This window comes from Gilliamella sp. X-57, from assembly GCF_057063565.1.
Genome location: NZ_JBXSQI010000015.1, coordinates 18,586 through 33,632 on the forward strand (window position 1 = coordinate 18,586; position 15,047 = coordinate 33,632).

Below are 15,047 nucleotides of genomic sequence, written 5' to 3' on the forward strand. Positions count from 1 at the left end.
CGGCAGCTTGATTTTTAGTTTCATTCTGCAACCTCAGTATTAATTGTTAGAGTTCGAAGTCTTGGCACTTCTAACTCGCTGACAATGTCGCCGATGTTAAATACAATCGAATGTAACTCGTTAAATTGTTCGTGTAATTCTTCGTTTAATTTTGAGATGCTAAAACGGGAATACGCATTTACCTGCGTTACGTTATAGTCGTTGTTTTGACGAAAGGCACAACGTATAAAATGCTCAACGTTTAATACGTATTGATTAATGTCGATCGGTTGTTGTTCACGTTCAAAATATAATGTAACAGCAATATCAATTTTCTTTTCAGGCACAGCAAAGCACCGCAGATCGTCGCCGTGCCCTCTGTAACCTTGCCCCATAATGTAGTTATTTACTTTGTCGATAAAATATTTTGAATCTACGCCGTCATTCAGTAACAAATATAAGTTAGCTGTACCCGGACCACGGGGCGCATCATGCACAAAATAGACTTGCTTTGTTGAAATACCTGTAATTGTTGTCACAATGCCACGATATACAGCATCTGTATGATAGTGGCCAACAAAGTTATACTGGTTTTTAGTTCTATCTCTTAAATCATCATCTGATTCAATGTTAGCACCCGGTGAGATCAACCAATTATCGTCATTAGTAACAGTTACACCGTCTATCTGTTCAACTAAAAAACGGTAATAACCTGCTGCAAGATTGTAGTTTTCACCGCTTCCGGCCGCTACTACCGGGATGCGTGCAGTTTCAACACCGACAGGTATGCTATATTCTTGGGTAGTTTGTAATTGATATGTAACGCCGTTAATTTCGGGCGAGCTGATCACAGTGCCTACAGGTATAACAACCGCCTGATTTTTATTTGCTTTAGTGAACAAAATTTCACCCGTCGCCAACGTTGCCGGCTTACGCTCTAAATTAACGGCGTTAGCAAACAGATCTAAAAACTGACCGCTTGCAGTCATTAAAAACATATTCATTAATACATTTTTGATAAATGCATCTTTTAGCCAAACATAAGGCTTTATAACGATAGCCGACATTAATCGCCAAAACGGAGAGTATTTCGATGTATTGGTGATTAACCCCTCTGCTTTTGTCAATTCTTCGAACTCTTTACGGGCAGCGTTTTCGTCAACTGGCATACCATGATCGTGCAGTATTTTTTCAAACATTTTTTGATAATCAGCCATTGATCGTTACTCCAATTTTTCCAAAATCATACGTGTCAGCAGTCAGATAAAGCCGTTCTGCGGTTTCTTCTTTGATGTGCGCCGTGCCCGGAACAATACGGCGGTCGCTTTCGACTAATAAAATAATTTTAGTGAAGACGTCGTAACGCATTGTTGGCGATCGTTCGGCAACTAATTCAGTAGCTAAACCGCTTTCAATAATTGCATGTTTAATATCTTGCCCGATGCTTTGCTGATTTTTTGCCAAGTTTGGCTCATAACCGTTATTCAACGAAAAATCACGATCGGTAATGAGCAAATCAAAATACTTATCCAGCATAAAGCTGCTCCCATTCTTGAAGTTGTGCAGGCGTCATCGGCTGCGAATTATAGATTGATACCGATTGAATATTATTACTATTATCAATATTTTGTGATTTACTGTTCTGAATCTCTTTTGATAAACCACCGTGATCGATATCACGAACAATAGTACTTGTAATCGGTGATTTTGTAGTGCTAACGGGAGATTGCTCGGGCGCGTCGATTTTTTCGTATTCAAGTAATTCAATATTGACGCCCGGGATATAATTTAAGCCGTCGATAATTGTATTAATAACAGCTATTCCCGTGTTTTTTACTGTTTTCCACGTATTAGTAAACATTTTTACTAACGCGTCGCCAATTTTTGAAAATGAATCGATAAATGAAAAATCGGTAAAAAATGCAATAAAGCTATCCCACGCATTTGTTAACCACTCAACCACATTAACAAACGCATTGCCAATACCTCTCCAGATACCACAAACAAAATCAAATAAAACTTGAAACCCCTTAATCAACGCTTGAATTATCCAAGTGTCCTTAATGCTATCCCAAAATTGCATTATCCAATTAATACACCACTTTATACCCGCCATTATTTCATCTCTGAAATACCAAACAATTGCAACAAGTGCGATTATCCCTAGTATAATTAAGCCCCATGGTGTAAATAACAACATGACCGCTTTTGATAGCTTTGTGAATATCCCGGTCATCATTTGTAAACCAATTAGCGCACTACGTACATATTTAACAGCAATAGATATACCAACTAATGTAAGTCTAAATAGTTTTAAAATTTGAATTGATGAAACCACGACAAATTTAAATAAATTAAAGACTGCAATTAGCATACTAATAGAGCCCGACAATATAGATATAACAGCAGAAATACCTGCAAATCCGAGCAATCCGACCACAACAATGCCGATCCATTTTGCGATGTTTGGGAACATTTCAAGCCAATGAGCAAACCGTTTAATCAATTGACTAATAGTATCCATAACAGGCATTAAAACCGGTAGCAACGCCCGCCCGATAGACTCTTTAATATTCATAAACTGTGCATTAATGCGCTCCAGCGGTTTAACATTACCCTGCGCCATTTTTTGCATCAGTTTAAAGTTTTGACCTTTTCCGATTTCTTTAACATGTTGATTTAATTCATCTGAGTTATTCGCCAAGGTTTTTACAATATCAGCACCGGCACCAAGGGCTTTATCTAATAACTCCTGCGCTTTAATGTTCTTTGATAAATCCTTGCCAAATTTACCTTGGATTTTTGCAATAATTTCAGGCATTGATAGCATTTTGCCGTTAGCATCAGCAAACGATAGTCCGAGTTCTTTTCCCGCTTTGCCTAAATTTTTGTACAGTGCGGCATATGACCCCGCCGCACCCGCACCAAGGCTTTTACTTGCCATGCTTAGAACGACGGCCTGCTCCGACATGCTTACGCCGTTGTTGGCGGCGGTACCTTTGGTTTTTTGCATCATGCTTTGCAGTTGCTGAGTTGACACGTTAAAATTATTTTTGGCATATGCAGCGATCCCGGCGGCGTGCCGGGCAAAATTTAACTGGCCAATTTTATTAACTGTTCCTTTGTAGCTAGCTGCCATTTGCTCAATGTATGCGGTTGATGTATCCACGCTTTCGCCGGTAGCTTTTGACAGCATATTCATAGCAGCTACGGCCTGAGGCACATCTGCCTCACTAATACCCGATAACGCCCCCTTGATTGATGATGCTGAGTTAACAAAATCAAGGGCACTTGTGCCATATTCAGCACGGAACTTCTTAGCTGCTATGCGCAGTTCATTAATTGACGAAACACCGCCCAAACTAGCGTTTTTTAATGCTCTATCCATCTCTTCGGCGGGCGAGAGTAAACCGGTAATACTTTTAGCAACGGCAAAAAGGGCAATGCTGCCGCCACCAATTTTTTTAAATGAGCTGGCAGCAGTCGCGTTAAATGACTTAAATTGCGATTGTACGCGTTTAAGCGGTGCTGTTACGCGATCAGTTAATTTAATTGTAAAATCTAATGATGATGACATTTATTACTTAACACCTTTAAAAGCTTTGCCGATACCGTTTGCCACTGCTGCCGCTTGCACCTCTGCTAAATGATTATCAAGCCATGCCGCACGGGCGAGATTTTCGCTACTATCATCTTCACCCGGCAGATAGTAGCGTCGTAAAATCAATAATTGTTCTAGCGAATTTTTCTCAATTCTACTTACTCGCCGATTTAGTTTTTTACTTCAATTTCCAAATCTGGCGCGTATTGTTTGATAACTTTTTCAATAATCTGTAATGCTGCCCCGACATGGTTTTCTAAAATTTCGTTTAACTTCTCTTTATCTTCTGCTAACACAGTACGACGTAAAAAGTTAGTTGCGGGTGCGATTTTGTCGTTCATCGTGATATCGTTGATATACGTGTTGTAAGCCAATTTTGTTGGTTCAAAAGTAATATCTGTGCCATTAATTGTTAGTGTGATTTTCATGTTGTACCTCTTTTATTGTTTCTACTAAAGTGTTATGCCTCAGCGCACAATCGATATAAATGCTGCGCCATTCAATTAATGCGTTTTGTATTGCCAAGGCTGTGTTGTTCTCAATTTTCGGCAATATTTCAACGCACTTCGTTAATGTGTTTTGTTGATAAAATTTGCTCGTAATCTGCTGTTTGTTTGTTGAACAGCTCGACAAAATCACGACTAATGCAATTGCTATTAACAGCATCGCTAATGGTCTGCGCTTTCTTGTTATTTTGTCGTTCATACGTTTTTACCTGCTGTAGTTTAGTTTCTAGCTCTTGCGATTTATTATTAATAACTGATTGTTGTCGCTTTGCCTCAAAATTCAGCTTGTTTATTTGTTTTAGTGATTTGCTATCATGTTGTAACGATGAAAAATAAATACCAAAACAAAAAATCAGTAATATAAATAAAGCAATAATCGCTAGCCTGTATTTACTCATTTAAACCCCAACGAGCTTTAACTACCCGGACGTCAATGTGGGTAAATGTGATATATCGACCAAGTCCGAACTTATCCGGGTATTTTGATTCTAAATAATCGGCCACAGCTTTCGGTTCAACACCTTTAACTTTGATATCAGCCGCATTACCTAGCACGTGCTGACTGTGCTGTTTTCCGCCTACTGCGTGATTGTGCTGCTTGCAACGGCAACCGCTACTAATAAAGACGGGTTCATCAAAATGATTTCTAACATCTTCCAAAACTTCAACAAGTAACGGATTGACATCATCAAAGCCGCAACCGCATTTACATGCAAATTCTGAGCGTTTAAAGTGTTCTGACAAGTTCATCAATTTTTATCCTTTTGTTTTCTTATCAATATAAGTAATAACTACCCACTCTATGAGCGAATGCCCCAAAATCCCTAGTAAAGCCGCAGCTCCAACAATAACAAGCTGAGAGGCTGCAGGGTGGGGGATCATGATTAACCCGGCTATCAGTGATGACCCCGTCCCAAGCAATGACCGGCCGATCACTTTGCGCCATGTAATCGCCTCATCACCAGCTAGCAGCTTAGCCATACCAAGCATAAAGCCCACTAGTCCAATTTTTACTAATAGTGAATCTTCATTAGTCATTGTAAAAATCCATTAATAATTTAATAAATTGCGCGTATCAGTTGCTGACAAATAAGGCACGCCGTTAATACTCACAAAATCCGGCGATGTCACCATATAATCGATAGTATGCGTAGTTTCATCATCCCCGCTTTTGTCTGCATTTAACAAATCCGAAATTTTTAGCTTGCAGCCGAACGCCTCTATTTTTTGTGATTCGTCGCCCGTATCTGCATAAAACATAAAATCAGATGCGGGCATAGCACGAAACGACCCAAAACTTCTAGCTATCGCTACCAACTTATTAAAATACTTACTAGTCAACGTGATAGAGCCTTCCGCTGTTACCGATCCTGCTATATGCCCATCTGGCACGCCGTTAGTTGACGCAACGGCGCTATTATCAGTGATAGTTAACGTCACACTTTTGACTTGAATTAATTCGCCACCAAAATTGACGTCAAACGATTTACCCGTAATTCTTGAACCCATTTAATTACTCCTATTGGTCTAATGACGCATCAAGCATTAAGCTGATGGTTATCTGCATCGGAATATCACGCGTGCGAACAACTACATAAATATCAACTGTTTTGGGTGTCTTCCACGTGATTACAATGTCGCCATCTTTTGGCTTTTTAACTTCACCCGGGAACTCGATGCCGTTTATTTGCGATGTGATAGACATTTCACGCATCGGCTTAGCAAAGTATTGCTGATGTACCGCTATCGAATTAGCCGAACTATTGAATGATGCATCTGCAATTTTAGCGATTGCTAATAATCGAATTTTACGGGCGACTTTATCGATAACGCGTACTGTCTCTGCTGATTGATAATCACCACCCTCAACGTCTAGCGTTCTATCATCAGCCCAATAAATACCGTCATAATCCGGATACCACATTGGCACGCTGTAACGGTTTGCGTTTAATGTTTGCAAGGTCGCTAATGGCAATTCAACACCGGCAGAATCAACGGGCAGGGTGTCACGCCCTAAATTACTTACAGCGCCAGTTTTAACGCGTGCCAGCGCATCGGCGATAGTTACCGATCGGTTACATGAACGGCCTGCATTAACAAAAGGCTCATTACCCCAGATCATTGGGATCAATGTAATTGCATATTCAGCGATACCGTTTTGCAATGTAGCTAATCGTGATTCATATTTTGCCCACGTTTCGTTAGCCTGTAGCCCCTCAATACCCAAAATAAATCGAACCCAACGTCCATATTTGGCAATTAAATTTTTACGCAACGTAATGGCTTTGTTGATTTCTGCTTTGGTATTGATATTTTCAGCATAAACAACAGCTTCAAACGATCCGATTTTTTGGGCTTGCATTACCGCATCAGTCCAATCTTGACCATCGTTTAAAATAGCAATACTGGCAAACCAATTTTGACCGGCATTTTCTAATGCAGCTAATACACCTTTTTTTAGTGCACTGTCATCATTGCCAAGTGCACTGTTAAAATCAGTCTGAGCATTAACCGATATAATTTGCCCTTTGTTTTTATTTGCATTGCCGATAAATAAAAATCGTCGCTCCACTTCATCTGTTTCACCTTGCAACAAATTAAGTTGATTAATTGTAATTGTTGGCCAAGTCATTTAATTTTTACCTCGTTTTATGTTTTGGGCTTTTACATCCCAGCCAAAGCTAATATTTTTAAGTTGCCGTTCTAATATTTTGGAAAATTCGTTATCAGTTATACCCATAAACGCACGGCTAGGGATTTTTACTGACCAAAATTGCTTAACTAGCTCATCGACCATTCTTTTTATTACTACGCCCGCCTGTGCCTTTGAATAATTTTCACGAAGCCATTTAACCGACGATTTAACTTCTTTTCCGTTTCTTGAGTGCGTATGTCCCAGTTCTCTTAACTTCTTGATTTGTTGTTTTGTAATCGAACCCTTTTTTTTGTTATTAGATTGCTTTTTAAACTGTTTAGCATTTTGTCGAATTGTTCGCCCATTTTGTTGCACATCAGCAACTACACCGATTGGGATATTTTTATCCGACGTGCTTTTATAATGTCCTTTAAAATAGAGTTTCACAGCTTCAATCGCCGGCATTTCTCTAACCACTATATGTTTAGCTATTTTTTTCAAAAGCGGTCTTTTACGCTTGCCTTTTCTCTCTTTAAAACCAGAACCGTTAAAGTCTTTCTGTTCTTTAATATTCCGTTTTATTGCCGGAATCATGCCCAACTTTGCTATACGCCACAAAAGACGTTGTTTTTTCTTGGGTGGCATCTCAAGCTTTTTAATAGCTTCTTGTAACTCTTTTAGTTGAGCTTTGTTTAATTCGCCACTAATTCGCATTAATATTCACCTGCTCCGGATGTGTCCAAACACTAGCAGCACCCAATTTATAACGCTTACCCTTATATGGTATTGATCCGCTTTCATCTTCGATCAACGTGATATCTTCTGATAAAGGTACAGCAATCATTAAGTAAGCGGTTTGTTCGTCATTTTCTGATACATCAATATCAGGATTAACATTATCGAATTGCGCATCGTCCCGGTTTTTACTTTCAAGCCAACACATGACTAACGCAAACACTAAGCACGGGTCGTATACCCGGTACGGGAATTCGTCAAATGTTATTACCGCGTCGTATTTCAGTTTTGCGCATAAAAGTTGCTCAGTCGGCTGTTTTGTTACTAATTTAAATACGCGATCAATTTCTAAATTGTCCATAAATGAGCTGAACGTCAAACCATTGTGACTGCGTGGTTTAAGGTTATCGACTAAGTGTTTGGTTAATTCCGTTAATAAACTCATATTAATTCCACCGAACTACGACGATAGCCCAAAATGGCTCTAATCGCTCTTGTACCCTCTGCTAACAATTTGCTTTCCATTTCGTTTTGATTTGCGTCAATTTGTTGTTTAACATTTGAAATCGCCACAAACTCACCGATTAAATCCGCCTTGGCTCGCGAATAAACTGCCTTTTTATACAGTGCCATAACACTATTTATACCGTCCGAACTAATTCCGTTAATGCCATTTACTGCATAGATGCCGTTGGCAATATGTTTGGTTTTAAATCGCTCTAACGAGATATTAACCTCGCTAATTGCTGTTAATAACGCATCTCTGATTAAATCCGCACTAATTGCCGCCGTAATACTGCGTGACTTTTGAAAGTCGGCAATATTGATATCTGGCCAAAAACCATCATTCTGGATAATGATTTCTTGGTAATCGATTTCTAAACCGTTAAACATGACTATCCTTAAAAAAAGCGCCCGTTCAGGATTTGAAAAGATGATTTAGAAAATCTCTTTTTTCATCCTGTGGGCGCTGGCTCGCTGTGTAGTCTGGATCGGGTAACGCCCGAATTCGGCTGGCAATGCTAGCTCGCATAGTTTTAACTTGTGCATGCACATGCATAGCTTCAGCCTGTGCCAATAATTGATCCGCTTTTTCCAATACTTCTATATCATCAACCGCCGTGGCGCGGGGTTGTCCGCTTTCGTCACGTAAAACAAACAGCCCGGCAAATTTAAACCATTTGCTTTTTATTTTTTCATGTATGCGCCATTCATAAGCTACTTTGTTAAAAATCATTGAAAAATACGGCTCAATAGCATTCCCTTGCTCCGCTTGCTGTTCTGCCCAAGCATAAATCTGATCGGCAACAAACGCAGGGAAATGGCTTTTTATATTGTCAGGGGTTGGTTGATTTTGTTTTATAGCAATAAATGCCCATTTGATTGCCAAATCAAACTCACCAACATCAAATAACCAGACAATGCAATAACTTAAAATTGGATTTCGATAAGCTTCCCCCTGCTCAATGTAGCTTTGAGCATAAGGTTGCCAACGCGGTAGTAGTACGTTGCGCTTTTCTTCAATCCGCTCTTTAATGGTTGGCAGCAATCGTAAATACTGGACATCTTTTTTTAGTGCTTCATTTAAAACATGCAAACTAAGTGATGACGAACAAACCGCCGCTTGTGGTTGCATTTCGTTTAATGTTTGCACTTTGGCTCGATGTCTTTGCATTGGTGATAACATGCCAACCCTCTTTTTTACAGCTGATTAACTTCCGCCGATTGCTCGCCCTCGATTGTGACAGCGTTTTCATCAATTGCGGCATACAGTTCAGGTATTTCTAGCGCATAGCCTTCCATTCGCCAGTATTTGCTTTCGAACGCCTCGCGATCTTGAACATCTTCGGCAGCACGTCGGCGAGTATTACGCTGCGTATAAATGTGTAAATTTTGTAATGTAGTGACAACCATACGCTTGCCTGGCATGAATGGCGGGATATATGCCGGCATGCCTGCTACAGAATCAGATAGTAACTGGGCGGCTATTTTTTCAGTTGGTTTATCAGCTTGCTGATATAGTCGGAATGATTCAGCAGCAACCAGATCCGTACCAACTAACACAACTAGGCGAGGATCAAAACGGAACTCTGGGCGAATGCTGTTTTTTAGATCTGACGCCATCGCATCTAATGATTTATAATCACCATTTTTACCTAAAGTGACAGATTCTGTCAGAACTTGCTTACCCTCTTGCCACTCTTTCGCAATTTGATGCCACCCCTTATTAACATCCTCCCCGTTAGGATGTTTATCAGGATCTGTTTCATCGGCAATGTGTGTACCGTTAAAGCCGATGCGTAGCATATCTAACCCAAAGGACTGCTCGATAAATGTTTGCACCAAGCGAAAGAATTCATTTTCAGCCCCCGAATTTCCCCACTGACTGAGTAGCTCCCAGGTCAGCACTGCGCAAGAATCCGTTTTTGATAATTTGTAGGTATTACCCTCAATGCCTACCTTACGACTAAAACGGGCATCTTTTTTACGGCCTGTGTATAATTGTGATACACCTGTTCGAACAACTTGCCCTACAATTTGATCGACATCTGCGCAGTAGATTTTTGATAAAAATTCAACCTGATGCATGATCGCTTGTCGTAGTCGTGTTTCTTGGGGCGGAGTTAATGAAAACAACTTCTTAACATCAGCACGGTTACTAGCTAATGAAAAATTATGTATATATTTTGCCAGCGCTTGCTCGGCATTTTGATTTAGCATATATAATCCTGTTTTACCTGTGATTGTGATACTTTATTGGATAAACCTGTTAAAACCGGCATTTAAACAAACATGTTTAAATCAGCGCCAACCGTAGGCTTTAGGTCTGGGGTTGGTGTTGAGCTAAATGTCATTGCTCGACTGAATTTTTTTTCTAAAGCATCGAATTTTTTTGTTAGCTCAATATTTGCTTTTTTTAAAGCGGTAAATTCCTCTTTAGATACTTCGCCGGTTACTTCTTCTGCGACGGTTTCGGCTTGTTTTGATGTTTCACTAGCCAAATCAGCTAATTCTTCGGCTATCTTTTCGGCCTTTTCCGTATTTTTTTCGGCTAATGAAGCTTCTAGCTCTTCAATTTTTTGAGCTTGAGCCGCTAGCTGTTCTTTTAGTTCTTGAATTTCTTCTTCTGTCATTGTGTTTGATCCCGTGTTTGGTTGTTCAGTAGATAAACTAAATTCGTGTAGTCCCGTGTGTGTGTTTCCGCGTTCCTTACTAAATTTCAGTTGTGATATTCCCGGTAATGCGGGCTGATCAGTAACAGCTAATCCAGTTAAATAAAACTGACCAACATCGGGAAAGTCGGATGTAATCTCAACGGAGCAAAATAGCTTTTGATTGTCGTCGTTTAATGCTAATAAAAATTTATTTGCCGCTAATTTTGCATACAGTTTTAGCTTACCGTCTTCTTCTTCGGTTTTCAGTTCTAGCACTAAACCTAGATTTGACTGGTACACACGTTCTAAGGGGTGGTTGTGCTCATTCCAAATGACCGCGCTATAAAAATCTGAGTTGTAATTTTGTGCAGCGCCGGCTAACCATTCTCGCATCATTTCCCGCCCATCTACTGAGCGCCCCTCTGTTGCGATACATAACCAATCACTTTCTTTTAATTCTTTTGCCATTGCTAGGATAACGTCAATTAATCTTATAGCTAGATTAAAATGATTTTAGTGTGTTTGCACGCTGACCATTTCGGATATAACCCTATAACCGAAATGGGCTTGATGCGAGTTTAGCGGATAACAACGACAATAACCGCATGAAACGATATAACCCTGAGATTAAACGAGCGGCGTATACGTTATATTTAAAACGTTATACACCCAAAGAGATAGCCAAAGCGTTAAATCTGCCGAATGCGCGGATCGTATACTACTGGGCTGAAAAGCACTGTTGGGCGTCAATGTTAAAAGAGGAGGCGGTCGAAGATGCTATAGATCGACGCCTTGCTTTGTTAATAGAGCGAGACAATAAAAATCAATTAGAATTAGATGAAATTGAACGATTAATTGAACAGCAATGTAAATTAATTCGAGCAAAACAAAAAACCGCACCGGTTTATCATGTTGATGAAACAAGCAACAGCGAACAGCAAAGTAATGGATCTGACAAGCAAACTAAAAAGCGCAAGAAACCTAAAAAGAATGATATTTCACATCTAACAAAAGATGATTTTAACAGGGTAGCTAGTGAAATTTTATATAAACATCAGCTATACGTTAGAGATAACCTTGGCGAAGCAAGGCGGCGATTTATTCTAAAAAGTCGGCAGATCGGATTTACCTTTTATTTTGCATTTGAAGCATTTGAAGACGCAGTATTAACAGGTAATAACCAAATATTTGTATCATCATCAAAACCGCAAGCCCGTGTTTTTGCTATGTACATAAAAAAAATAGCGGAGCAGTTTTTTGATGTGCAGTTAAAAGGCGGGGATCTAATTACACTAAGTAATCACGCTAATTTAATTTTATGCGCCAATAATGTGTCAACAGCACAAAGCTATGCCGGTAATGTCTATTTTGATGAGGTTTTTTGGATGTCTAAATTTTCCGATCTGTATACTGCTGCATCGGGAATGGCGACACAAAAACAATACCGGGAAACGCTATTTTCAACACCGAGCACAAAAACACATCCGGCATATAAAAAATGGGTAGGGGAAGAATGGAAAGATGGAGATCAAAAGCGTAAAGATATTGAATTTCCAAGTGATGAATCGTTACGCATGAATGGCACGGTTTGCCCTGATAAATTTTGGCGGTTACTGATTACATTAGAAGACGCAATAGCGCAAGGCTTTGATTTGGCTGATATTGATGATATACGTGAATCTAAAAGCGCCGAAGCGTTTAATATTCTATATTGCTGTAAATTTGCTGACAGTGGCAGAAGCGTATTTAATTTTGATAAATTACAAAAATGTGTTACTGATTCGGCGTTGTGGCAAGATTTCGATGCTAATGCCGATCGGCCATTCGGCAATAGGGAGGTTTGGGCAGGTTTTGACCCAAGCCGTACGCGAGATAATGCAACATTTGCCATTGTAGCGCCGCCATTGCATGAACTGGAAAAATTCAGAGTATTAGAAATTTATCAGTGGAAAGGTCTTAATTTTAAACACATGGCCAACAAAATAAAAGAAATTAAATCTAAGTACAGAATGACCTACATCGGGGTAGATATCACTGGGATCGGGTACGGTGTTTATGAGCATTTACAGACGTTTGCACTGCGTGAAACCGTACCCATTCATTACGATGTAAGAACAAAAAATCAATTGGTTTTAAAAATGATTGATGTTGTTGAAAGTGGGCGCATAGAGTGGGGCGAGGAACTAAACGCGTTAAATGCGTCCTTTTTATCTATTGAGCAAGTTGCAACACCAAAGTCAAACATGATCACTTACGCCGCTAGCCGTTCCGAATCAACAGGTCACGCCGACGATTTTTTTGCAATTGCCCACGCTGTTTATCGCGAACCGCTCAACACAAATAAAAAGCAATCAAAATGGATAATATAAAATGAAAAATTTTTTACAAAAATTCAAACGAACACCGAGCCAAACTAATACAAAAAAAATGAGTGTGATCACATTTGAGCAACCCGAGACGGTACTTACCGACTTAACTTATTATCAAAGTGTGCGCAATGAATACGAAAGCGAATGCTACACAACACCCGTAGATAGATTAGCATTATCACAATTACCCAGCATCAACTCGCAACACGGCGGCATTGTTTATGCTCGTCGAAACATGTTATTAAGTACCTTTATTGGTGGCGGACTCAGCTACCAACATGCGTTAGAGTGCTTTTTAAATCTGATTGTGTTTGGTGATTTACCATTATTAAAACGCCGCAATATTTTTGGCCAAGTTACCGAATTATACCCGCTCATGTCGCTTTACTTTAGAGTAAAAAAAGATGCTACTGAAACACAAATCGGCGGATATGTATTACCACAAAAAAACGGCTCAATTACATATGATCCAGGCGATGTAATTTATATTCGCCAACCAGACACTACCCAGCGCATTTATGGACTACCGGATTATATGGGTGGCGTAAATAGTGCAATGCTCAATAGCGAATCCACAATGTTCAGACGAAGATATTATAATAACGGCGCGCACATGGGTTACATTTTTTACGCAACTGATCCAAATTTAAGCGACGAACTGGAAGAAGAAATAAAAGAAAAAATTGCAAAAAGTAAAGGTGTTGGCAACTTCCGCAGTATGTTTATCAATATACCGAACGGCAGCCCAGACGGTGTAAAACTGATCCCGGTTGGCGACATGAGCGCAAAAGATGAATTTGCTAACATTAAGACGATTTCATCACAAGATTTATTAAATGCGCACAGATACCCGGCGGGGCTGGCTGGTGTTGTTGCTCAGAACGGTAGTAATAATGGTGATATTGATAAATTACGTAAAAATTACATGGCGACAGAGACGAAAGTACTGCAAGATCTAATTACTGAAACTATAAACCATGATGAAGATATCCAACGTTCACCATTTAAAGATAAATTGTTGTTAAAATTCGAAAAAATAGCACCATTAACAAGTGAGTAAATAGAAAATTATGATATAATAGGCTTGTGTGTAGATATGAGGTAATAACATGAGCCGAACCCCTTTATTACTTTGCCCCGAATGCGGCCAAAAAGCCGTAATTACAAAAACCGCAAGAACCCACAAATTGCTAAATTATCAATATTGTTCATGTTCAGATCCGGAATGTGGCTTGACGTTTAGAATTAAATCGGAATTTGATAGAGTGTTAAGTCCAAGCGCGAAAGGGCTAGATAGATTAAATGCGTATTTAGCCAGCCGAGGTAATCAACTGGCTTTTGATGTGATTAATCCTGCTTAGTTTTGGTTTTGTCAATATCTTTCATTTTTAATAATATTTCATGCAACAAACATAAGCCGATTTTCATATCATTTTTTGATAATTCAACATCAATCATTAATTTGTTTAAAAATTCGGCCTGTTCTAGCTTAATGCTATTTATTGTTATTTGATCCATTTTTTCATCCTTTAATAACTGTACATAAATACAGTATATTTATACAGCTATCACTTGGCAAGAAAAAATTAAAAAAATGTGATCAATGTCTAACTATCTGATTTTTATTACATAAAACCATATAAAGCATTTGGCGGTAAACTGAGCAAAATTGAGTTTACCACCAAAAAAAAATTCACTCAGTTTATTCATATTGTTCTATTACTGAATGCAACAAATCCGCAATACAGCAAATTATAACCATAAAATCGGTGGGGGTTGAATGTGCATTGATGCAATTACGGGCGATTGTTTCGGCTTGTTCGATTTTTGCAAAATTATTTAGATGGATGATAACGTTTTCTGATGTGTCAACTGTTGTAAGTTGGTTAAAGTTTTTCATGATTAATACCCTGTAAATTAAGTATATTGAATCACAACCAAACCCGCTAAAATTTGGAGGTGAACTAAGCAAGGTTAGCAGACCGCTTTACAGGGAAGACGGCGAGCCTTTCGGCTCCCTCACTTAGCCCACCATTGAAAAGGCGTAGCTAGGCTTTAAGCATAAAA

General features: G+C 39.2%; 21 protein-coding genes. 3 read left to right on the forward strand and 18 right to left on the reverse strand.

The window, feature by feature from the left end; genetic code table 11:
• Positions 1-20: 20 nt before the first annotated feature.
• The 16 genes from ACYIAL_RS08105 to ACYIAL_RS08180 all read right to left on the reverse strand — a co-directional run bounded on the left by ACYIAL_RS08105 (position 21) and on the right by ACYIAL_RS08180 (position 11,079).
• On the reverse strand, positions 21-1,196 hold the full coding sequence (locus ACYIAL_RS08105) for a baseplate J/gp47 family protein (RefSeq protein ID WP_483751392.1): 1,176 nt from the start codon (positions 1,194-1,196) through the stop codon (positions 21-23).
• Complete coding sequence (locus tag ACYIAL_RS08110; protein ID WP_483751393.1) at positions 1,189-1,515, reverse strand: DUF2590 family protein; 327 nt, start codon at positions 1,513-1,515, stop codon at positions 1,189-1,191. Before ACYIAL_RS08110 ends, ACYIAL_RS08105 begins: the two co-directional genes overlap by 8 nt.
• Entirely contained in the window at positions 1,505-3,556 is a 2,052-nt protein-coding gene (locus tag ACYIAL_RS08115; protein WP_483751394.1) for a phage tail tape measure protein, read from the reverse strand. Before ACYIAL_RS08115 ends, ACYIAL_RS08110 begins: the two co-directional genes overlap by 11 nt.
• Before the next feature lie 3 nt (positions 3,557-3,559).
• A complete protein-coding gene (locus ACYIAL_RS08120; RefSeq protein WP_483751395.1) occupies positions 3,560-3,706 on the reverse strand; it encodes a DUF6890 family protein in 147 nt (48 codons plus the stop codon).
• Between the two features lie 44 nt (positions 3,707-3,750).
• The gene (locus ACYIAL_RS08125; RefSeq protein ID WP_065575933.1) at positions 3,751-4,008 is read right to left on the reverse strand and encodes a putative phage tail assembly chaperone; all 258 of its coding nucleotides are present in this window, start codon (positions 4,006-4,008) and stop codon (positions 3,751-3,753) included.
• A 128-nt stretch (positions 4,009-4,136) separates the two neighbouring features.
• On the reverse strand, positions 4,137-4,484 hold the full coding sequence (locus ACYIAL_RS08130; protein WP_483751396.1) for a hypothetical protein: 348 nt from the start codon (positions 4,482-4,484) through the stop codon (positions 4,137-4,139).
• Entirely contained in the window at positions 4,477-4,836 is a 360-nt protein-coding gene (locus ACYIAL_RS08135; protein ID WP_483751440.1) for a D-Ala-D-Ala carboxypeptidase family metallohydrolase, read from the reverse strand. The genes ACYIAL_RS08130 and ACYIAL_RS08135 overlap by 8 nt, the downstream gene beginning before the upstream one ends.
• Before the next feature lie 6 nt (positions 4,837-4,842).
• The gene (locus ACYIAL_RS08140) at positions 4,843-5,124 is read right to left on the reverse strand and encodes a phage holin family protein (protein WP_483751397.1); all 282 of its coding nucleotides are present in this window, start codon (positions 5,122-5,124) and stop codon (positions 4,843-4,845) included.
• 12 nt (positions 5,125-5,136) lie between these two features.
• On the reverse strand, positions 5,137-5,595 hold the full coding sequence (locus ACYIAL_RS08145; RefSeq protein ID WP_065581743.1) for a phage protein: 459 nt from the start codon (positions 5,593-5,595) through the stop codon (positions 5,137-5,139).
• 10 nt (positions 5,596-5,605) lie between these two features.
• Positions 5,606-6,718 (reverse strand): DUF2586 domain-containing protein, encoded by a 1,113-nt coding sequence (locus ACYIAL_RS08150; protein ID WP_483751398.1) that lies wholly within the window; start codon positions 6,716-6,718, stop codon positions 5,606-5,608.
• Positions 6,719-7,435: a hypothetical protein gene (locus ACYIAL_RS08155; RefSeq protein ID WP_483751399.1), complete on the reverse strand. Its 717-nt coding sequence runs from the start codon at positions 7,433-7,435 to the stop codon at positions 6,719-6,721. It abuts the gene before it with no gap.
• Positions 7,425-7,901, reverse strand: coding sequence for a phage tail protein (locus ACYIAL_RS08160; RefSeq protein ID WP_483751400.1), 477 nt, complete (start codon positions 7,899-7,901; stop codon positions 7,425-7,427). Before ACYIAL_RS08160 ends, ACYIAL_RS08155 begins: the two co-directional genes overlap by 11 nt.
• On the reverse strand, positions 7,898-8,350 hold the full coding sequence (locus ACYIAL_RS08165; RefSeq protein ID WP_483751401.1) for a head completion/stabilization protein: 453 nt from the start codon (positions 8,348-8,350) through the stop codon (positions 7,898-7,900). Before ACYIAL_RS08165 ends, ACYIAL_RS08160 begins: the two co-directional genes overlap by 4 nt.
• A 25-nt stretch (positions 8,351-8,375) precedes the next feature.
• Complete coding sequence (gene gpM / locus ACYIAL_RS08170) at positions 8,376-9,143, reverse strand: phage terminase small subunit (RefSeq protein ID WP_483751402.1); 768 nt, start codon at positions 9,141-9,143, stop codon at positions 8,376-8,378.
• 14 nt (positions 9,144-9,157) lie between these two features.
• Positions 9,158-10,177 (reverse strand): phage major capsid protein, P2 family, encoded by a 1,020-nt coding sequence (locus ACYIAL_RS08175; protein WP_483751403.1) that lies wholly within the window; start codon positions 10,175-10,177, stop codon positions 9,158-9,160.
• 62 nt (positions 10,178-10,239) lie between these two features.
• Complete coding sequence (locus tag ACYIAL_RS08180; RefSeq protein WP_483751404.1) at positions 10,240-11,079, reverse strand: GPO family capsid scaffolding protein; 840 nt, start codon at positions 11,077-11,079, stop codon at positions 10,240-10,242.
• A 137-nt stretch (positions 11,080-11,216) separates the two neighbouring features.
• Here ACYIAL_RS08180 and ACYIAL_RS08185 point away from each other — a divergent pair, with 137 nt between their 5' ends.
• Genes ACYIAL_RS08185 through ACYIAL_RS08195 form a run of 3 tightly spaced genes read left to right on the forward strand, consistent with a single transcriptional unit; the run spans position 11,217 to position 14,341 of the window.
• The gene (locus tag ACYIAL_RS08185; protein WP_483751405.1) at positions 11,217-12,980 is read left to right on the forward strand and encodes a terminase large subunit domain-containing protein; all 1,764 of its coding nucleotides are present in this window, start codon (positions 11,217-11,219) and stop codon (positions 12,978-12,980) included.
• Between the two features lies 1 nt (position 12,981).
• Complete coding sequence (locus ACYIAL_RS08190) at positions 12,982-14,040, forward strand: phage portal protein (RefSeq protein WP_483747348.1); 1,059 nt, start codon at positions 12,982-12,984, stop codon at positions 14,038-14,040.
• Between the two features lie 49 nt (positions 14,041-14,089).
• Positions 14,090-14,341, forward strand: a complete 252-nt coding sequence (locus tag ACYIAL_RS08195; RefSeq protein ID WP_483557976.1) for an ogr/Delta-like zinc finger family protein — start codon at positions 14,090-14,092, stop codon at positions 14,339-14,341.
• Here ACYIAL_RS08195 and ACYIAL_RS08200 read toward each other — a convergent pair.
• Both ACYIAL_RS08200 and ACYIAL_RS08205 read right to left on the reverse strand, forming a co-directional pair.
• Entirely contained in the window at positions 14,328-14,498 is a 171-nt protein-coding gene (locus ACYIAL_RS08200) for a hypothetical protein (RefSeq protein WP_483751406.1), read from the reverse strand. The two genes, ACYIAL_RS08195 and ACYIAL_RS08200, sit on opposite strands and share 14 nt — an antisense overlap.
• Before the next feature lie 184 nt (positions 14,499-14,682).
• On the reverse strand, positions 14,683-14,880 hold the full coding sequence (locus tag ACYIAL_RS08205; protein ID WP_065581732.1) for a hypothetical protein: 198 nt from the start codon (positions 14,878-14,880) through the stop codon (positions 14,683-14,685).
• Positions 14,881-15,047: the final 167 nt, after the last annotated feature.